The organism is Paraburkholderia sp., from assembly GCF_028283785.1.
In the GTDB taxonomy this organism is placed as follows: Bacteria; Pseudomonadota; Gammaproteobacteria; order Burkholderiales; family Burkholderiaceae; genus Paraburkholderia.
Genome location: NZ_JAPWKB010000013.1, coordinates 407512 through 427203 on the forward strand (window position 1 = coordinate 407512; position 19692 = coordinate 427203).

Genomic DNA, 19692 nt, shown 5'->3' on the forward strand with positions numbered 1-19692 from the left:
AAGTGCGAACCGTTCCAGACAGTGCGGGAAAACCCCATGGAAACGTATAAATATTGCCGGTAAAGCCCTGTAAGGTGCATTTCCGGACCGTCTTGCAACGCTGAAAGCCGCATGGCATCTGGCGCGTTTGGTATCCCGAGCGAGCAAAGTGCCCGAATATCGCAGCGTCGATGTAGAACTTGCCGATAAATAAAACAGATGCCACTGAAAACAAGTCGCAAGCCCGTGGAAACCGCGTGGTGCAAGCGTTGACGCGTCGCTATACTGGCAGCCATCGACCGATGCGGATAACCATGAACGAGACGACCCAGCAAGCGATTGTTCAGACGTTGCGGGAAAAGATTCTTTCCGGTGAACTCTCGCCCGGCCAGCGGCTCGTGGAAGCGCAACTCTCGCAGTGGCTCGGCGTGTCGCGCACGCCGCTGCGTTACGCGTTGAGTGTGCTGTCGTCGGAGGGGCTGCTCGATCGTTCCGGCGCGCGCGGTTACGTGGTGCGGCGTTTCAGCGTGCGCGACGTACTGAACGCGATCGACGTGCGCGGCGTGCTCGAAGGTCTCGCGGCGCGCTCGGTTGCGGAAGATGGCGTCGGTGTCGAACTGGCTGCCGCGCTGCAGTCCTGTCTGCGCGAAGGCGACGAAATTTTCGGCAACGGTCATCTGAAAGAAGGCGACGACGTCCGCTACGCGGACATGAATGGCCGCTTCCATGCGCTGATCGTCGATGCGGCGCGCAACGCGGCCATCAGTGCGGCATTAAGCCTGAACGACAAGATTCCGTTCGTATCGCCATTTACGATCGCCTTCGACGAAGCTGCGCGCGAGCGCCAGTTTCTGATGCTGTCGTACGCGCACCGGCAACATCACGCGATCGCCGATGCATTGCTCAAAGGCGAAGGCGCGCGCGTCGAAGCATTGATGAAAGAGCACACGCATATTTCGAAGGAAAGTCTGAATCTGTCGCTGCCGGCGCTGCATCTGATCGCGGGCGCGGCGTGAACGGACATGTGCGTGTGCGTGTGTTCATACGCTTATTCATGCATTTCCGCATGCATACGTTGATGCCATTTTTCGCCTCTATTTCGCTTCGTCAAACCTGGCCGTCCCATCCGTGAGTAGCAAAGAACTTCTGAATCTGGCGCAATTACGCGCGTTTCGTCTGGTCGCCGATACCGGCAGCGCCACGCGCGCGGCAGCCGCGCTATTTCGCGCGCAATCGGCGGTGACGCGTTCGGTGCAGGAACTCGAATCGGCGCTGGGCGAACCGCTGTTCGATCGCAAACCGTCGGGGATGTTGCCCACGCCCGTCGGTCGCGCGGTGTTGCAACGTTGCGACCGGATCTTTGCGGAACTCGAAGAACTCGCGCAGTGGTGTTCGGCGCGGCAAACGCGACGACGCCCGGCCGTGGAAGGCGCATTACCTGCGTATCTGCTCAATACCCGCCGGCTGCAACTATTCATCGCACTGGCGCGACACCGGCATATGCCGAGTGCGGCCAAGACCTTCGGCATCAGCCAGCCTGCGGTGAGTACCGCGATTCGCGTGCTCGAAAGCGGCTCCGGCCTAAGCCTGTTTCACCGCAGTCCGCGCGGCATTCTGCTGACCGCCGAAGGCGAGACGTTTCTGCTTCACGTGCGGCGTGCGCTCAACGAATTGCGCCACGTCCCCGACGATATCGCCGCATTGCACGGCAGCATTCAGGGCGCGGTCACGGTCGGCGCATTGCCGCTTGGCCGCACGCTGATCCTGCCGAAAGCCATCGCGCGAATGACGGCGCAAAACCCGGGCGTGCGCGTGGTGACGGACGAAAGCGCTTATGAAGCGCTGGTGGCGGGTTTGCGCGCGGGCGATATCGATTTTATTCTCGGTGCACTGCGCGACAACGATGCGACGAGCGGACTCAAGAACGAGCGCCTGATGTCGGAAGATATGGTCGTGCTGGTGCGCCACGATCATCCGCTGACGCGGGTTCGAGAGTTGAGCATCATGGATCTACGCGATGCACAATGGATCTTGCCGCGCAGCAATGCACCGGCACGCGGCCTGTTCGAAACGCAGTTCAAGCGGATCAAGGTCAAGCCGCCGCTGCCCACGGTCGAAACCGCCGATCTCGCGGTGATTCGCGGCCTGCTATTGAATACCGACATGGTCGCGGCACTGTCCGCACAGCAGTTGCACTACGAATGCCAGTCGGGCCAACTCGCGGTACTCGACGTGAAATTGCACAATACGCGGCGCGATATCGGCTTGACGGTGCGGGCGGCTGGCACGCCTTCGCCCGCGGCGCGCGCGTTGATCGATGCGATCCGTTTATCGGTTGTCGATGTAACGCGGACGGTGAGCACGGTCGAGAGTTGAATCTACGTTGCCTGCACAACTATCGCGGGCATGTCGCACTCAAACGCACCATCACAGAGGAAAGCCGATGAATCAGCCACAGTGGACCGACATAGACGCCTATCTGAACAGCAAGCTACTGGCCGACGACGCTACGCTCGATGCCGCATTGACCGACAGCGAAGCAGCCTGCCTGCCGTCGATCGGCGTTGCGCCGAATCAGGGAAAAATGCTGAACCTGATGGCGCAGATGAACGGCGCGCGCCGGATTCTCGAAGTGGGCACTTTGGGCGGATACAGCACGATCTGGCTCGCACGCGCGTTGCCTGAAGATGGCCGCCTGATTTCACTCGAACTCAATCCCGACTATGCGGCCGTCGCGCGGCGCAATCTCGAACGTGCGGACGTGTCGAATCGGGTGTCGGTGGTGGTCGGTCCGGCGAAACAGAGTCTCGAAACGCTGCTGGCCGACAAGGTCGAACCGTTCGATATGGTCTTTCTCGACGCCGACAAGAAAAGCTATCCGGACTATCTGCGGTTGTCGCTTGCGTTGTGCCGGCCAGGCAGCGTGATTATCAGCGACAACGTGATTCGCCGTGGCCGCATCGCCGATCGCTCCGGCACCGATCCTGACGTCGTCGGTCTTCACACGTTCTTCGACATGCTCGGCACGAATCCGCGCCTGCAATCGACCGCTGTACAAACGGTCGGCGCAAAAGGCTGGGACGGCTTTTCGATAACGCGGGTCTCGGCATAGGCGTGGCTTTGCGAGTGCGCGTTAAGCGGGTGCCTTTCAATCTGCCAAGACGCGGCAAGCGAACGTAACGCGCCGACACAGCGGCATCCGGCAAGTTCGTTATATTCGTGGATAGTTGGCACTCCCGCGATCACTTAGGGCAACGCGCTTCTCCACGAAAAATGCAGACACACTCTCTACGCACGCTGCTCGCAACCACGGCTATTTTCTGCGCGTGTCAAAGCGCCTTTGCGGGCCACGACAATAGCGCCGCAGCGAGCGCTTGCGCATCGCTCGACACGCTATCCGTTCCCGCCGAAGCAATCGGCCTGCCGACCGGCGGTGCATCGATAACATCGGCGCAATGGATGCGCGCCGACGCCAAATCGAATGACGACGGTGAATTTTGCAAGGTACTCGGCGCGATTCATCCGGTCGACCGGAGCGCACCCGATATCAACTTCGAAGTCAATCTGCCGACGAACTGGAATCACAAGGCATTGCAGCTTGGCGGCTTCGGACTGGACGGTATGATCGTCAGCGGCTTGCATGGCTACATGGGCGCGTCGCGCGACTTGCCGACACCGCTCACGCAAGGCTATGTCACCTACGGTAGCGATTCCGGCCATCAAAGCAAAGGGCCCGGACTCGGCGATGCATCGTGGGCCGCCAATAGCGAAGCATTTCACAACTTCGGCGGCGACCAGATCAAGAAGACGCATGACGTCGCGATTGCGCTGATGCAAAAGCGCTACGGCGCCAGGCCCGCGCACTCGTATTTCCTTGGCGGCTCGCAAGGCGGCCATGAAGGCTTCATCGCCGTTCAACGTTTTCCGCAAGACTACGACGGTGTCGTGTCGCAATTCCCCGCTTACGATCCGGCGATGATTCACCTCGGCGCAAATGCGTTGTCGAAAGCGATCTATGCGAATTCGGGCGCAGGATGGATCAGTCCCGCCAAAACGAAAACACTCGTCAATGCGGTCTATCAGGCATGCGATGCGCTGGACGGGGTGAAGGACGGCATCATCAGCAACGTGGCGGCCTGCGAAAAAGCCTTCACGATCGACACGCTCAAATCGACACTGCGTTGCCCCGGCGGCGTGGATACGGGTAATAGCTGCTTGTCCGATGCGCAGATTACGACAGTGCGCAAACTCAATTCGCCGTTCAAGCTGAACTTCGCATTGGCCGATGGACAGACGACGTATCCGCGCTGGCCGATCCTCGAAGGCGCTACCTTCGACTTCAATAATTTCGGCCGCAGTGCAACGCCTTCGCATCCGCCGCGCTTTGGCGACGCGTTCCAGTATCAGATTTCCGATACGACGGTGCGCTACATTTTCACGGGCGATCTTAAGCTCGATTCGATCGACACGTTCACGCCGGATGCGTATCAGTCGCAAATCGTTGCCGCTTCAACGGTATTGAATACGTCGAGTGCGGATATTTCGGCGTTCAAAGCGCGTGGCGGAAAACTGTTGATGATGCACGGCACGGTCGACGATTCGATCACGCCGTACAACACGATCAACTACTACGACCGGCTGGTCACGCAATTCGGACAGCACTCGCTCGATGAATTCGTGCGTTTCTATCTGGTGCCCGGCATGGGTCATGGTAGCGGTGTGTTCTCGCTGCAATGGGATCCGCTTGGCGCACTCGATGCATGGGTAACAGAAAGCAAAGCACCCGAAACGCTGATCGGCACAGACGGTAATCGCGGTGCGAACAGAAGCCGCCCGCTGTGCGTCTATCCCGCATGGCCGCGTTATAACGGCACGGGCGACGTCAATGCGGCATCGAGCTTTAACTGCACGAAGTCCTGATGCACGCAGCGTCATCCGTCCGATACGGATGACGCTGCGATTCTTAGTGTGAAGCCGGAATCAGATACGGCGTGCCGTCGACATCGTCACGGACCACGCGCACGGGAAGTCCGAAGCATTGCTCGATTACGGCTTCATTGACGACTTGATGCGGGGCGCCTTCCGCAATCAATCGTCCGTCGGACAGAAAAATCATTCGGTCCGCATAGCGCGCGGCAAGATTGCAGTCATGCGCGATCGCCAATGCGCCAATGCCCCATGTCCGCGTCAACGCCTTCACAGTCGAAAAGAGCTTGTGCTGATGCACGAGATCGAGCGCGGCCGTCGGTTCGTCGAGCAACAGAAAACGTCGCGCCTTGTCGAAGCTATCAGCGTCAGGCGGCAGCCAGAGTTGCGCCAGCGTTCTGGCGAACTGCGCGCGCGCCAGTTCGCCACCGGACAAAGTCGTCACGTCACGCGTTTTAAGGTGCGCCACACCGGCCAGACCCAGTACTTCGTCGATGACGATGTCAGGACCCGAGCGACGGCTGGCGCGTGACAGATGCGGATAGCGTCCTATCGAAACCAGTTCTTCGACGCGAATCGGAAAGGTATTCTGAAACGATTGCGACAGTACCGCGCGCGTGCGCGCGAGCCGGTCCGCCGGAATCGATGTAATGGGTTCGTCGTTTAGCAGCGTCGTGCCGCTATAGCCGGACAGTTTGCGGATCGACGGCATACTGAAATCGCCGGCCAGCGCTTTGAGCAAAGTACTTTTACCCGCACCGTTGCGTCCAAGCACGACAGTGAATTCGCCCGGCCGAACCGCTAGCGAAACGTGATCGATAACGGAACGATCGCCGTATCTCACGCAGACATCCTTGACTTCGAGCATTCGCGCCCTCTCGACTATTTTGCGTTGGTATGAGTCGTCACGCGTTCTTAGACACCGAGACGTTCGCGATTGCGAAGAATCAACGCGAGGAAGAACGGGCCGCCGATCAATGCCGTCAGAATGCCGAGCGGAATCTCCGCCGGTGCGGCAATGGTGCGCGCGGCGAGATCGGACAATACCGTCAGGGTGGCGCCGAACAGCATCGATCCAGGCAACACCCAACGTTGATCGGAACCGCACACGAGCCGCACGCAATGCGGCGCGACAAGTCCAATAAAGCCGATCTGCCCGGTGCATGAAACGATTGCGCCTACACTCAGTGCCGCCGCGATCAATACCGCGTGCTTCACGCGATGCACCGGCACGCCGAGGTGATGCGCCTCCATTTCACCGAGTTGCATCACGTTGAGCGCACGACTGCTTCTACCGATCAGCACGACGCCAACGGCGACGACCGGCAGCAGCAGAAGTATGGTGTGCCACTGCACGCCCGCGAGACTGCCCAGACTCCAGAACGTCAGCGAACGCAATTGCGAATCCGATGCGACGTAAGTCATCACGCCGATCATCGCCCCGGCCAGTGCGTTCAATGCAATGCCCGATAACAGCAGCACCGGCAGCACGAGTCGCCCGCGACTGGCTGAAAGCCGGTACACGAGCGCGGTAACCGCCAGTGCGCCCCCGAATGCCGCTACTGCGGTGACGCTGTCACCGGCCAGTCCGTAGTGCGACAACAGCCACGGACCGCAGACGATAGCTAGCGACGCGCCGAGTGCCGCACCGCTGGAAATGCCGATCAAGCCAGGGTCGGCCAGCGGGTTTCGCATCAGTGCCTGCAACGCACTCCCCGCTGCGCCGAAGCCACCGCCGACGATCAATGCCAGCACGACACGCGGTAGACGGATCGACAGCAACACGGCGCGAGCCTGTTCGAGTGCGTTGCTATCGACGCCGGGTACCGGCGTCGCCCACACGTTCAACGCCGCCATGAGTTGCGCAAGCGATATCCGGTATGCACCGAAGCACACCGCTGCGAGACTCGACGCGCAAAGCAGCGCGGCGAGTGCAATCATCACGACGACCGGATTACGCGCCCCGCCCGACTTCGGGATCGCGCGTGTGTCGCGCGATCTGGCGGTGGCTTGCGGCGCGGTTTCGGGAATCGATATCTTCTCGGTACTCATGGCTCTTTCCTTGCTCGCTCGCAGTTATGCCGCAACGAGTTGACGGTTCAACGCAGTCACCGCTGCGGGCAAACGCGGACCGAAGCCGAGCAACAGCAACGTGTCGAGCGAAACGAGGCGCGCATGCTTGCCCGCAGGCGTCGATGCGAAACCGGGCGCGCGCAGGATTGCCGCCGCACCGCCCGATACCGCAAGCGTGTCATCCGTGGTCATCACGACATCCGGTGCCGCCGTAATCAACGCTTCCGGCGACAAGGTGCGATACCCGCCAAAGCCCTGAATTGCATTGGTCGCGCCGGCATACGCGATCATCGCGTCGGCGGCGGTGTGTTGTCCTGCGACCATCGGCTGACTGCCCGACGGATTCAGCAGAAACAGCACGCGCAGCGGTTGCGCGCGACTGGCGAGCGACGATGCGGCGACGTCTTTCATCGCCTGTTGCCAGTCGGCATCGACCCGTTTGCGCAGGCTCGCGCCTGCATCGACCGCACCGAGTTCGCGCGCAATGCCGTCGATCTTTTGCCGCAACGAATCCACATCGTGCTTCTCGGAGAACGACACGACCTCGACACCGGTCTGCGCGATCTGCTGCATCACGCCGGGCGGCCCTGCTTCGGCGGAAGCGAGGATCAGGTCCGGTCGCATCGACAACACGCCTTCTGCCGACAGCGTGCGCTGATAGCCGACCTTCGGCAGCTTTTGCGCGGCGATCGGGTAAGTGCATGACGTGTCGGTTGCGACGAGCGTTGCGCTTTTGTCGAGCGCGAACACGATCTCGGCCAGCGCCCCGCCAATCGCGATCACGCGACGCGGCGCCCCGCCGTTGGTTGTCGTCAGCGCGTGTGCCGCGCGCGAATTGAGCCCGGCGACGCCCAGTGCAAGCGCTGCGCCGCCCGCAATCACTCTTCGCCGTCCAGCGTCGAAACCGCGCGTTTTCATGCTGTCACCTCGTTGGAATCCGCCGAAACCGGTGCGAGCGTCGCAACCACTTCGCGCCAGCCTTCGAGTTCCGGCGAACCCGGTTTGCGCGCGCCGAACAGCAACGCGATGCTTTCGCCCTTGCTGTCGAACAGTTCGAGCGAGGTGACGATGCCGTCGCTGGTCGGCTTGCGAACCACCCATGCGCTGTCGATCAGATCGGCACGCAAATGCAGGTTAAAAGCGGCGTCGAGCACGTTGAGCCATGGGCCCATCGTCTGGATATTCTTCACCGGGCCGGTATGAATCTGGATCATCCCCTGATTGCCGACGAACACCATGATCGACAATCCGCTTTGCGCGGCCTGCTCCAGCACCGATTGAATGGCGATGTTATCGACGCGCTGTGCATAGCGCGTTTCTGCAAGACGCAATGCCTGCGTCCGCGTTAGCTTGAACTTGCGCAACAGACCGAAGAACTGATGCGTGTCGGTCATTGCGTCCCACGCGGCACGGAACGCAGGCACGTCGATCTGCTCGTCGGGTGTGACCGGCGGCGCTTCGGCGGCGGGCGAGACGCTCAAGCCGGCGACCTGTTCAGGATGCGCCCAGCGTTTGACGAAAGCGTCGTACGCTTCGTGATTGCTGTGTTCGCGCAGATAGACTTTGTGCGTCGCGAGACCTTGTGCGTCGAAGAATTGCAGGCTCTTCAGCGTGCCGCGCGGCGTGTCGTCCTGAACGGCAAAACCGGACGCCCACTTGCTGTAGAAAATCCGCAGATCGATTGCACTGCCCAGTGCGATACCCGTCGGACCTTCATGACTCATCTTCTCGAACACCCCGTCTTTCTCGTGAACGGCCGCGTCGTTACGCGTCAGCGCCATCACGGAACCAAGCGTCGGCATTTCTTCGAACATCTCGGTAAAGCGCGTATCGAGTCGCACCACGTTTTCGCCGACGAAAGCCGCGATCGCTTCGCCTTCGCTGACGCCCAACGCGATTGCCGCTTCGCGATTGCGAAGTTTCTGGTCGGCCTTGATCTGTTTGAAATCGACGCGCAGTTGCGCGATCGAGTCAGGCTGGTTCGTATATGTGTTCATAACGGTTTTCATTGGTATCGGAGTCGTCAGTTCGAAATGGGGGATGTGCCAGGCACGCGCGACGCAACGCGCGGTTACGCGATGCGCCGATAGCGTGTCTGACACTTGAAACACGTCGTTTAGAAGTCGACCTTCATTCCGACGTTGAAGTTGCGGCCCGGTGCGGTCAGTGCAGAAATCTTCGCGTAACCGTCGCTGTCGGCGAGACCGCGAACGTCGTTCCACACCCAGTACTTGCGATCGAACAGGTTGTTGATGCCTGCGGTGACGCTGACGTGCTTGTTGATCTTGTAGCCTGCATGCAGGTCGAAGATCGTGTACGACGCGGTCGAGTAGTACGACGCGCTCGACATCTGGTCCTTGTCCTTACGCGAGTTGTACGTGACATCGACGCCTGCGAACCAGCGCTCGCCGCCCGTGTACTTGATACCCAGTACGACGGCAAGCGGCGGCACGGTATCGAGACCCGTCGTCGTGCCGTCGTTGCTTTCCGTGCCCTTGATATACGCAAAGCCGCCCTTCACTTCGATTGCGTCGTTGACGACCCAATCCGCCTTGCCTTCGAAGCCGTGAATCGACGCCTTCGCGTAGTTCACGTATTGCACGGTGTACGGATTCGACGCCGACGTCAGGCTGCCGCCCACGACTTTCGTGTCGATGAAGTTGTTATAACGTCCTGCAAATGCGGCGGCGCTATAGTTCAAGATACCGGCGCCGGTGCCCAGTTTGCCGCGCATACCGGCCTCAACCGAATTGCTGGTTTCCGGCTTGAGGTTCGGATTGCCGATCTGCTGGTAATACAGGCCGTAAGAGCCGACCGGGTTGTAGTAGCTGTTGACCTGATAGGCGCTCGGTGCACGGAAACCGTGCGCGTATTGCACATACGGCACCAGCGCCGGCGTGATTTCATACAACACGGCGAGGCGCGGCGACACGGCGCTGCCGTCGGATGCCGTGGTGGCCGAGGTCGAGCTTGCGCTGGCGGCCGAGTACGTCGCATCCGGATGCGGCGTCATCTTGTAGTAATCGAAGCGCACGCCCGGCACGATGCTCAGCTTGTTCCAGCGAATATCGTCTTGCAGGAAGGCGCCGAGGTTCGTTTGAGTCGTATCCGGGAACGCTTCCGGATAGCCGTCCGTCGCCGTCGACCATTCCGATCCCGCCGAACTGTTCGTGCTGTAGTGCGACACGCTCGCATCGAAACCGTAGGTCAGACGATGCGACAGAAAACCGGTCTTGAACGCGCTTTCCGCAACGACGCTGCCGCCGACAATGTTGTCGCCGTAGTGGTTGATACGGCTGCGGCTCGCCGTGGCGCCGGCCGTGTTGGTGCCGTCGATTTCAAGCGTCTGACGCGTAGCCGCATTGCGGTAGTACATCGACGCCTTCAACTGCTGCATGTACGGATTGGTTTCGTCGTGGTGATCGTATTCGAGCTTCACGCGATTGCTCGTCACCTGATTCACCGTCGTGTAGCCGTCAGCGGTGTAGCCGCTCCACGTGTAGGCGCCGTTCAGTTGCGACAGACCTTCGCTGGTGTTGGCGTTGTTCAGCGTTTCAGCCGTCAGCTTCAACTCGTCGTTGCGCGACAGCTTGAACACCAGCTTGCCCAATGCGCTGCGATTGTTGTACGTCAGCGGGTCCGGCGTCGAACGGTTTGCGCCGAGCACATTGCTGTCGCCCTTGTTGTCGGTCTCGTGACCGTGACGGCCGCTCAGCATCACCATGCCTTGAACGGCATCGTTGCCGAACGCGGCAGTGGCGGTCGAACCCCAGCTGCGATCGGTCGAGTCGTATCCGGATTTCAGCGAGAAATACGTGTTCTTGTGATAGATCGACAGAAGGTCCGACGGATCTTTCGTGACGAAGTTGACTGCGCCCGTCAGACCGTCGCTGCCGTATAGCGCCGAGGTCGGTCCGCGCAGAATTTCGATGCGCTCGTAAAGGTCCGTGTTCAGAAAGTCTGCACGACCGGCCGAGCCGGAGCCGAATGCGTACGACTGCGGCAACGGAATGCCATCTTCGAGCAGCAGCACCTGGTTGCCTTCGAGACCGCGAATGTTGATGCCTTCATTGCCCGCGCGACCCGATGCGCCGGTAATCCCCGCCGGTCGATATGCCTGGCGGCGCACTTCGACGCCGGGTTCGTATTTCAACGCATCCTTGACGTCTTTCGCGTTGTCGTCGTCGATGTCATCGCTGGTGATCACCGAGACCGTTGCGGCCGTGTGGCTCAAGTCGGTTTTGCCGACGCGGTTCGCGGTCACGCTGATCGCCTTCAACTCGCGGTCGGCCTGGGCGGCGCTCGGCGCGGTAACAGCGGGTGCGCTTGCGGCAACGGGCGCGTCGGCCTGAGCTTGCGCGAGCGTCTGGGCTTGGGCCTGAACCTGCACCTCTGCGGCATAGGCGCCGCCGTTTTGCGCGATACACATGTCAGCCAGCAGCGCAGGCACGACAAGCTTGAAAAAACATCTGTTGATGTACATTTATTCTTCCCCGATCCTGGTGTCATCCGCCCTTCGCACATCGCGGCAAGGCAAAACGGAACGGCATCGTACCACCGGAATGAGAATCGTTCCTATTCGCGTTTAATACGTTAGATTACAATTTGTTTCGTTTTGCTTTCGATTTGATTCGTAGAAATCGGTCAGATTGACTGCAAGATGACGCGTAAATGCACGCTTTTGCACCGATCGCGCTGCGATCCGTCCCCGAGACGATGCCGGCGCATGACGGCAAAAGCCGCTGGATCATCCGGTTATTTGCCGGTCTGAAACGCGGCCGCAAACGCGAAAAAGCGGCGCACGCGCCGCTTTTTGCGTCCAACTCGACCGACGCGGAACGGCACATTGCCGTCCGCGCGAAATGCCTTTTAGAACGACGTTCCAATCTGGAACTGGAACTTCTGATACTTGTCCGTGCTGTGTTTGACGACCGGGAAACCGAGTGACAACTTCAACGGCCCGATCGGCGAAATCCATTCGAGGCCCGCGCCATAGCTGTAGCGCAAGCCGTTCGCGCCGACGCTGTTGCCTTCATCGCCCCACACGTTGCCGCCGTCGAGGAACGTGAAGATGCGCAGCGTGCGATCCCATCCGCTACCCGGCAACGGGAACGTCATTTCGATGTTGCCCACGACCATCTTCGAGCCACCGATCGGATCGCCGGTGGTCGCATCGCGCGGTCCGAGCGAACTCGATTCATAGCCGCGCACCGAGCCGATACCGCCCGCATAGTAGTTCTTGAAGATCGGATATGCATCGCCGCCGATCCCATGTCCGTAGCCACCTTGCAGGTTAAAGCCAAGAATAAAGCCGCGCGCGAACGAGTAGTAATACTGCGCCTGCATGTCGCCTTTGTAGTACTCGGTATTGCCAGCGGGCGTGCCAATTTCCGCATTGGTCTGCAAGAAATACCCGCGACTCGGCACGAGCGCGCTGTCGCGATTGTCGCGCGACCATGCGGCGGTCAACGGCACGTTGTTCACGACGTTGCCGAATTCCTTTACGTAATCCTTGTAGCTTTGCGGCGTATCGGAGTCGGTGTGAATGCGGTTCTGTTCGATGCCGACACCGAAGTACACCATGTCCGACTCTGAAAACGGAATGCCGAATTTCATATCGGCGCCAACCGTGACGATCTTGAAGCTGGTGTCCGTGTAGTCGTAAAGCGGATACGTCGTGCGGTAATACGCATCGGTGATGCGCTTGATGCCGTCCACCGTGAAGTACGGATCGACCTGCGTGACCGTCAGCGTACGGTACGTCTTCGCCGTATTCACATTCACCGAGAGACTCGTGCCGGAGCCGAACACGTTGTCTTGCGACACGCCGGCTGAAAGCACGACCTTGTCGGTGGACGAAAAACCCGCGCCGAGCGTAATGGCGCCCGTCGGCTTTTCCGTGACCTTGACGTTGACATCGACCTGGTCGGGTGTGCCTTCTACGGCCGCTGTCGTGACATCGACATCGGTGAAGTAGCCAAGGCGATTGACGCGATCTTTAGACAGCGACAACCGGTTCGAATCGAACCACGCGCCTTCCAGCTGGCGCATTTCACGGCGCACCACTTCGTCGCGTGTGCGCGTATTGCCTTCGACATTGATACGCCGCACGTAGACGCGACGACCCGGATCGACCTGCAAGGCCAGATCGACCGTGTGATGTTCCTGATCGATCTTCGGCAATGCATTGACCGTTGCGAATGCATAACCATATTCGCCGAGCTTGTCGACGACTGCCTTGGTCGCCGCTTGCAGTTTCTCGGCGGAGAAACGATCGCCCGCCTTGATCTTGACGAGCTTGCTCAGTTCGGCTTCGCGGTCCAGCAGATTACCCGCCAGTTTCAGGCTCGAAATCGTGTACGGCAGACCTTCATGCACCGACAGCGTCAGGTACATGTCCTTCTTGTCCGGCGAAATCGACACTTGCGTCGATTCGATATTGAACTCGAGATAGCCGTGATTCAGGTAGTACGAGCGGACATTTTCGAGGTCGCCCGTCAGCTTGTCTTTCGCGTACAGATCGTTCTTCGTGTACCACGAGAACCAGTTCGGCGTGGACAACTGCATCTCATCGCGCAACGTGTCGGTGCTGTACACCTTGTTGCCGATAAAGTTGATCTGGCGAATCTTCGCGCTCGGACCTTCGGCCACGGAAAACAGTACCGACACGCGGTTGCGGTCGATAGGCGTAATCGTCGTCGTGACTTCAGCGGCGTAGTAACCCCGCGTCAGATATTGACGCTTGAGTTCCTGCTCGGCCTTATCGACGAGTGCCTTGTCGTAATAGCGGCCTTGCGACAGTCCAACCGCGCGCAGTGCTTTAGTAAGATTTTCTTTATCGAACTCGTGAATACCGGCGAAGTCGATGCCGCCAATAGCAGGACGTTCGAGTATCTTGACGATGACGACACTGCCTTCCGTCGCCATCTGCACATCGTTGAAGAAGCCCGTTGCATACAGCGTGCGAATCGCGTCCGAAGCCTTGTCGTCGCTAAAGGTATCGCCCTTCTTCAACGGCAGATACGCGAACAGCGTGCCTGCTTCGACACGCTGCAATCCTTCCGCGCGAATGTCCGTGATGACGAATGGCTCGGTAGCGTACGCCGACCCGGCGAATAGCGTGATCCCGGTAACTGCAAGCGTGCCGGTGAGGCAATGACGTAACGTTCTATGGTTCATACCGGATCAGTAGACAAGGCCCGCCAGGCGCGCGGGCTCAAAAGGAATCAGACCTTAGTGCAGACAGGGATTCGCAGCGATCCCGCGCTTGGCGAGATCGGCGGCATTGATGAGAAGCGACCCCATCTCGCGGGCTTGCGCCTCGCTAAGCCGGAACGACAACTCGGCGCCGCCGGGAATGCGAAAGCTAAGAACCGTTTGCGACGCGTCTTGCGCCTGAATGCCGAGTTCCCATCCTTCACATGGCATTGCGACCTTGCCGTGCGTGTCTCTTTGACGAATGCGCTCCGAGCGACCGATTGCGTGCGCAATCGCCGCAAGCAATCCCTGCATCACCGAGCAATGCAGTGCGATCTGCTTGCTATGGTTGCTGTTGACCAGCAGATACTGACCATCCGGTGTCAGTTCGAAATCACGTAGCGAATGAACGACAACGCCTCGTTGCAATGCCATATCCGGATCGCTCGAAAAAGAAAGAGGCTGGAGTATAGGCAGCAGTCGCGCGACCCGGCGTTACGCGATGATTTCTGATCCTTAGCGACGCGAGATTACGAAAAATAAGGCGGTAACCGCGAGGAAATATAACCGCTTAAGAATCGGTAAAGGAGTGGTAACGCACGGGTTACAAGTCGGCTAAAGCCGCGTCGGCAAGGCACGCAACAGATTTTCGACCACGCTCACAAGCGTCCGTCTCAAGGGAGATTTGGTAAGCGCAAACGAAAACGCGACTCAAACGTGTGCGCCATGCACCCGCTTGAGTCGCGTGATTTGCTAAGAGTCGGAAAGATCGTCCGGCTGGTCGCTAAGGGTTTCGATCCCGCCATCCATCGCGCACGGTCCGAAACATCGCGTTGACCAGGTCCTCGACATAGTCGTCCACGGTCCGCTCGAATTCGTCGGTGCCCGCTTCGCAATCGGACGGGTTCAGCTTGCCCTGCGCCTTGCGGATCGCGGCCACGCTGTGTTGCAGCGCGATCGCTTCGTCCCGCATTGCGCGGCGGCTTCGTTCGTCGTCATCGCCAGTCATGGTTGCCATCTGTCAGCCTAGCCGTTGCCTTGGTCCTTCATCACACCGCGCGACAAGCGTCAGTGCGCCTGCGACGTATCCGCAACCCGCGTGGGTTTTGGCGCGAACCACACAGCCAGCGCGGCGAACACGAAACAGCATCCCGCTATCGTGAACAACTGATTGGTCGCCAGCATGACAGCCTGCGATTGAACGATCGTGCTGATCTGCCCTTGCGCCTGCGCCGCACTAAGCCCCGAATGCGTCAAGGTGTTCGCGTAGTGCCCGGCCTGATCGACCAGACCCGCCAGTTCCGCGCGGTCGTACTTGGTCTTGTCTTCCCACGACGTATTGACGAGCGAGGTTGCAATCGCCCCGCCAAAGGTCCGGCAAAAGCTCATCAGACCCGCCGCCGACGCCGTTTCCGCCTCATCGACGCTGGCGAGCGCGAGGCCCGTCAGCGGCACGAAGAAGAACGGCAGCCCAAGACCTTGCAACAGCAACGGAAACGCGACTTGCCAGAACGTCATGTCGGTATTCGCGTGAGTGCGCAGCAACGTGATCGCGCCGAGCCACATCACGCCCGCGAACACCAGCCAGCGGCCATCGAATTTCGACGCCATTTTCGCCGCGAGCGGCGCGACCATCACCGCGAGGATGCCGGTCATCGCGGTCGCGCAGCCGGCCCAGGTCGCGGTGTAGTCCATGTAGTTCTGCAACCACAACGGCGTCAGCACGGTTGCACCGAAAAACGCGCCGAACGCCAGCGTGATCGTCACGACGCTCGCGCTGAAACCGCGATGCCGGAACACGCGCAGATCCACGACCGGATGACGGTCGGTCAATTCCCAGATCAGGAACGACGCGAAACCGATCGCCGCAATCACGGCCAGCACCCAGATCATCGGCGACGCGAACCAGTCCTGGTCCTTGCCTTCGTCGAGCAGAATCTGCAACGCCGCCACCCACACGACCAGCAACGCGAGTCCGACCGTATCGATCGGCACCCGCATCAGCTTCGTTTCGTAGCGCTTGAGCAAACGCCAGCCGAGGTATCCGCAGATCAGTGCAACCGGCACGTTGATATAGAAGATGTACGCCCAATGCATCCGGTCGCAGATCACGCCGCCGAGAATCGGACCCATCACCGGCGCGATCAGCGTGGTCATACTCCACATGCCGATCGCGGCGGCCGCCTTCTCTTTTGGAAAAATTCGCAGCAGCAGCGTTTGCGACAGCGGCATCAGCGGACCACCCGCCAGCCCTTGAAACACACGGAACAGCACCAGCATGCCGAGCGAACTCGCCATCCCGCATAGCGCCGAACACAGGCCGAACAGGATCAGCGACGTGATGAACACGCGCACCGTGCCGAACCGGCTGGCCAGCCAACCGGTCAGCGGCACGGTGATCGCTTCGGCCACCGCGTACGACGTGATCACGTACGTGCCCTGACTCGACGATGCGCCGAGCGCCCCGGCGATGGTCGGCACCGACACGTTCGCGATGGTCGTATCGAGCACCGCGACGAAATTGGCGGCAGCCAGCAAAAGCGCCGCGCCGACCAGCATGCCGCCGCTCAACGGCGGCAACGGAATATCGGGCATCCGGCCGGCTTGCGCCGGTCGCACCGCTTGACTCGATGACATGATCGGCGCGGCCTCAGTGTGCGGATGCGGCGTCGTCGCCACGGGTGTCGATGGTCGCTTCCATCGACAGCCCGACGCCGATCGGATGCGCGCGCAAGTCGGCCGGATCGATCGCGACGCGCACCGGCAGACGTTGCACGACCTTGATCCAGTTGCCCGTCGCGTTTTGCGCGGGAATCATCGCGAACGCCGAACCTGCACCGCCCGCGAGCCCTTCCACCTTACCGCGATACACGACCTTGCTGCCGTAAAGATCGGAGGTCAGTTCGACCGCTTGACCGACCCGCACGTTGTCGAGTTGCACTTCCTTGAAGTTCGCATCGACGTGCACCGAATCGACCGGCACCACCGACAGCAACGACGCGCCCGGTTCGACGCGCTGTCCGACCTGCACCTGGCGCTTCGCCACCACGCCGTCCACCGGCGCGCGCAACACCGTGCGTTGCAGATCGACGCGCGCCTGATCCCGCTTCGCCCGTGCAAGCAGCACTTCGGGATTGGTATCGACCGTCGTGTCGGCGATCAGCACCTTGTTCGCATCGAGCGAGCCAATTGCGGCCGCACGGCTCGCTTTCGCCTGCAATGCCGACGCGCGCGCCGCTTCGAGCGCAGCCTTCGCGCTCGCGAACGTGGTCTGCGCGTTGCTCACTTCTTCGCCCGACACCGAACCGGAATGCGCGAGTGCCTCGCGGCGTTTCAGATCGATCGACGCACGATCGAAGTCGGCTTGTGCGGATGCAATCTGCGCGGCCATCCGCATTTCGTCGGCGGCACGCGCATCGACCTGCGCGCTGAGTCCAGCGTCGTTCGCCAGATAGCCGCGCACCTTGCGCTCGGCGCTGCCGACTTCCGCTTCCGCCTGTGCAAGCGCGAGTTTCGCGTCGGTGTCGTCGATCACGACCAGCACGTCGCCTTTGCGGACATGCTGCGTATCGACCGCTTCGACCTTCTGCACGATGCCGCTGACCGACGGCGTGATCGACGCGATTTCGGCTGCGGTGTAAGCGTTATCGGTCGATACATAGCGCGACCCGATGAAATGCCAGTAGCTCGCATACGCCAGCCCTGCGATCACGACGACGCCGCCCAGCAGCGCGAACAGTTTCTTGCGTTTCGACGACGGCGCGGCGTCGCTATCGACCGGATGCGCGGGAGCGATCGATCCATCGACCGTGGTGGATTGAAGTTGAGACATGAGGTTCGGTCCTTGAGATCAGCTTTGCGTGTTCTGGGTCGTGTTGCGGGTCGTGTTCCGGCTATCGCCTGCGGCGGATGCGCGAGGCTGAACGTCCGACAGATAACCGCCGCCGAGCGCGCGCACCAGCGACACGTCGAGCGAGAACGTGCGCGCCTGGATATCCGCGAGTTGACGTTGCGCGGCGATCAGCGTGTCGGCGGCGCTCAATACGTCGAGATAGCCGGACAAGCCGCCCTGATAGCGCTGGACGGCGACCTGATGCGCCTGCGCGGCGGCGTCGTACGACGCTTGCGTGGCTTGCAGACGGTCGGTCAGCGCGCGTTTGCTGACGGCGACATCGGCGACGTCGTGCAGCGCCTTGGTCAGCGTTTCGTCGTAATTCGCGACCGCTTCGTCGTAGTTGGCGCGTGCACCGCGCAACTCGCCGCGCAACCGTCCGCCATTGAAAATCGGCAGCGTCACGGCCGGACCGAAGTTGCCGACCAGCGAACCCGACTTCGTCAGCATGTTCAAACCGAGCGACTGAAAGCCGATCATCGCGCCGAGGTTCACGTTCGGGTAGAAACCCGCCTGCGCGACATCGATCCGCTTGGCCGCGGCTTCGGCGCGCAAACGCGCAATCACCACGTCCGGACGACGTCCGAGCAGACCGAGCGCCAGATGGGCGGGCATCGCCGCCGGCTGCGCCAGATCGACGACCGGACGAGCGATCTGCAAGCCGCGATCCGGGCCTGCGCCCATCAGCGCGGCGATCCGGTTACGCGCGAGTCCGATCGATTCGTCGATCGCGTACAGGTCGGCTTGCGCGCTTTGCTGCTTCGACTCGGCCTGCTTGACGCCGGCCTGCGTTTCCAGCCCGTTCGCGAAACGCTCGGCAAACAGATGCGCCGATTGCGTGCGCACTTTCACGGCAGCATCGGCGCTGTCGCGTTCGGCATACAGACGTGCGAGGTCGGCGTACGCATCGGCAATCGACGCGGCCAGCACCATGCGCGCCTGCGCAGCGTCGGCGCGTGCCGCGTCGAGCTCCGACGTCGCCGCAGCCAGCGCCGCACGATTCTTGCCCCAAAAATCGATTTCGTAGCTGAAATTCAACTCAGCCGTGCCGTAGGGACGCCAGCCATGCGGCACGTAAGCCGCCGGAAAACCGTTGTTGTAACTTTGCTTTTCCTTCTCGACCTGCCCTTGCGCGCTGATTTCCGGCAACAACGCCGCGCCCGCCTGCTGCGCGGAAGCCTCCGCGTTATTCAGACGCGCCTGCGCGGCCGCGAGTGTCGGCTCGCCGTTCAACGCTTCTGCGATCAGCCCGTTCAACTGCGGATCGTTGTAGCGCAGCCACCATTGTTCGGTCGGCCATGCGACGTCGCCGGCCGTTTGCCCTGTGCTCCTGGCCGCGCCCGACGCATCGAAACTCTGCCCCGTCTGATAGCTGCCGATCGCTTTCGGCACCGGCTTTTGCGGCATGTCCGGCAATTGTGCGCATGCGCTTGCCAGCATCGCTACGACGATTCCGGCAGCCAGCGCGCCCCGTCCTGCAACAGGCGCGCGCACGCTGCCCGTCTCACGCACCCCGATTCCTGCGGTCTGTTCCACGTTGTCGTTCTCGTTTATAACCATACCGTACAGTTTAGTTAATCGGGCAAAATGCTGTCAACGAAAATTGAACCGACGAGTTCAGTTTT

At 60.7% G+C, this 19692-nt stretch carries 15 protein-coding genes; 4 read left to right on the plus strand and 11 right to left on the minus strand.

Annotated elements, in window-relative coordinates; genetic code table 11:
* Positions 1-293 precede the first annotated feature (293 nt).
* From PW947_RS15850 to PW947_RS15865, 4 genes are all read left to right on the plus strand, one after another.
* Entirely contained in the window at positions 294-995 is a 702-nt protein-coding gene (locus tag PW947_RS15850) for a GntR family transcriptional regulator (RefSeq protein ID WP_299633277.1), read from the plus strand.
* A gap of 112 nt (positions 996-1107) precedes the next feature.
* Complete coding sequence (locus PW947_RS15855; protein WP_299633278.1) at positions 1108-2355, plus strand: LysR family transcriptional regulator; 1248 nt, start codon at positions 1108-1110, stop codon at positions 2353-2355.
* Positions 2356-2422: 67 nt separating this feature from the next.
* Positions 2423-3091, plus strand: coding sequence for an O-methyltransferase (locus PW947_RS15860; RefSeq protein ID WP_299633279.1), 669 nt, complete (start codon positions 2423-2425; stop codon positions 3089-3091).
* A 161-nt stretch (positions 3092-3252) separates the two neighbouring features.
* Positions 3253-4899, plus strand: a complete 1647-nt coding sequence (locus PW947_RS15865; RefSeq protein ID WP_299633280.1) for a tannase/feruloyl esterase family alpha/beta hydrolase — start codon at positions 3253-3255, stop codon at positions 4897-4899.
* A 43-nt stretch (positions 4900-4942) separates the two neighbouring features.
* Here PW947_RS15865 and PW947_RS15870 read toward each other — a convergent pair whose 3' ends face one another.
* The 11 genes from PW947_RS15870 to PW947_RS15920 form a co-directional block, all read right to left on the minus strand.
* Positions 4943-5773, minus strand: coding sequence for a heme ABC transporter ATP-binding protein (locus PW947_RS15870; protein WP_299633281.1), 831 nt, complete (start codon positions 5771-5773; stop codon positions 4943-4945).
* Between the two features lie 47 nt (positions 5774-5820).
* Positions 5821-6957 (minus strand): iron ABC transporter permease, encoded by a 1137-nt coding sequence (locus PW947_RS15875; RefSeq protein WP_299633282.1) that lies wholly within the window; start codon positions 6955-6957, stop codon positions 5821-5823.
* Positions 6958-6981: 24 nt separating this feature from the next.
* The gene (locus PW947_RS15880) at positions 6982-7896 is read right to left on the minus strand and encodes an ABC transporter substrate-binding protein (RefSeq protein ID WP_299633283.1); all 915 of its coding nucleotides are present in this window, start codon (positions 7894-7896) and stop codon (positions 6982-6984) included.
* On the minus strand, positions 7893-8975 hold the full coding sequence (locus PW947_RS15885; RefSeq protein ID WP_299633284.1) for a ChuX/HutX family heme-like substrate-binding protein: 1083 nt from the start codon (positions 8973-8975) through the stop codon (positions 7893-7895). The genes PW947_RS15880 and PW947_RS15885 overlap by 4 nt, the downstream gene beginning before the upstream one ends.
* Positions 8976-9094: 119 nt before the next feature.
* Positions 9095-11461: a TonB-dependent hemoglobin/transferrin/lactoferrin family receptor gene (locus PW947_RS15890; protein ID WP_299633285.1), complete on the minus strand. Its 2367-nt coding sequence runs from the start codon at positions 11459-11461 to the stop codon at positions 9095-9097.
* A gap of 386 nt (positions 11462-11847) precedes the next feature.
* Positions 11848-14157, minus strand: a complete 2310-nt coding sequence (bamA, locus tag PW947_RS15895) for an outer membrane protein assembly factor BamA (protein ID WP_299633286.1) — start codon at positions 14155-14157, stop codon at positions 11848-11850.
* A 54-nt stretch (positions 14158-14211) separates the two neighbouring features.
* On the minus strand, positions 14212-14610 hold the full coding sequence (locus PW947_RS15900) for a hypothetical protein (protein ID WP_299633287.1): 399 nt from the start codon (positions 14608-14610) through the stop codon (positions 14212-14214).
* A 349-nt stretch (positions 14611-14959) separates the two neighbouring features.
* Positions 14960-15193 carry a hypothetical protein gene (locus PW947_RS15905; protein ID WP_299633288.1) on the minus strand — a complete coding sequence of 78 codons (234 nt, stop codon included), beginning with the start codon at positions 15191-15193 and terminating at the stop codon, positions 14960-14962.
* A gap of 50 nt (positions 15194-15243) precedes the next feature.
* Positions 15244-16770, minus strand: a complete 1527-nt coding sequence (locus tag PW947_RS15910; protein ID WP_299633332.1) for a DHA2 family efflux MFS transporter permease subunit — start codon at positions 16768-16770, stop codon at positions 15244-15246.
* Between the two features lie 55 nt (positions 16771-16825).
* On the minus strand, positions 16826-18007 hold the full coding sequence (locus tag PW947_RS15915; RefSeq protein WP_299633289.1) for an HlyD family secretion protein: 1182 nt from the start codon (positions 18005-18007) through the stop codon (positions 16826-16828).
* Between the two features lie 18 nt (positions 18008-18025).
* Positions 18026-19507, minus strand: a complete 1482-nt coding sequence (locus tag PW947_RS15920; RefSeq protein WP_299633333.1) for an efflux transporter outer membrane subunit — start codon at positions 19505-19507, stop codon at positions 18026-18028.
* Between the last annotated feature and the right edge of the window lie 185 nt (positions 19508-19692).

Coding starts and splice junctions, on each gene's coding strand:
- PW947_RS15870 (WP_299633281.1), bottom strand. CDS start 5,773: ATGCTCGAAGTCAAGGATGTCTGCGTGAGATACGGCGATCGTTCCGTT.
- PW947_RS15880 (WP_299633283.1), bottom strand. CDS start 7,896: ATGAAAACGCGCGGTTTCGACGCTGGACGGCGAAGAGTGATTGCGGGC.
- PW947_RS15920 (WP_299633333.1), bottom strand. CDS start 19,507: ATGCTGGCAAGCGCATGCGCACAATTGCCGGACATGCCGCAAAAGCCG.
- PW947_RS15890 (WP_299633285.1), bottom strand. CDS start 11,461: ATGTACATCAACAGATGTTTTTTCAAGCTTGTCGTGCCTGCGCTGCTG.
- PW947_RS15875 (WP_299633282.1), bottom strand. CDS start 6,957: ATGAGTACCGAGAAGATATCGATTCCCGAAACCGCGCCGCAAGCCACC.
- PW947_RS15885 (WP_299633284.1), bottom strand. CDS start 8,975: ATGAACACATATACGAACCAGCCTGACTCGATCGCGCAACTGCGCGTC.
- PW947_RS15860 (WP_299633279.1), top strand. CDS start 2,423: ATGAATCAGCCACAGTGGACCGACATAGACGCCTATCTGAACAGCAAG.
- PW947_RS15850 (WP_299633277.1), top strand. CDS start 294: ATGAACGAGACGACCCAGCAAGCGATTGTTCAGACGTTGCGGGAAAAG.
- PW947_RS15915 (WP_299633289.1), bottom strand. CDS start 18,007: ATGTCTCAACTTCAATCCACCACGGTCGATGGATCGATCGCTCCCGCG.
- PW947_RS15900 (WP_299633287.1), bottom strand. CDS start 14,610: ATGGCATTGCAACGAGGCGTTGTCGTTCATTCGCTACGTGATTTCGAA.
- bamA (WP_299633286.1), bottom strand. CDS start 14,157: ATGAACCATAGAACGTTACGTCATTGCCTCACCGGCACGCTTGCAGTT.
- PW947_RS15905 (WP_299633288.1), bottom strand. CDS start 15,193: ATGGCAACCATGACTGGCGATGACGACGAACGAAGCCGCCGCGCAATG.
- PW947_RS15865 (WP_299633280.1), top strand. CDS start 3,253: ATGCAGACACACTCTCTACGCACGCTGCTCGCAACCACGGCTATTTTC.
- PW947_RS15910 (WP_299633332.1), bottom strand. CDS start 16,770: ATGCCCGATATTCCGTTGCCGCCGTTGAGCGGCGGCATGCTGGTCGGC.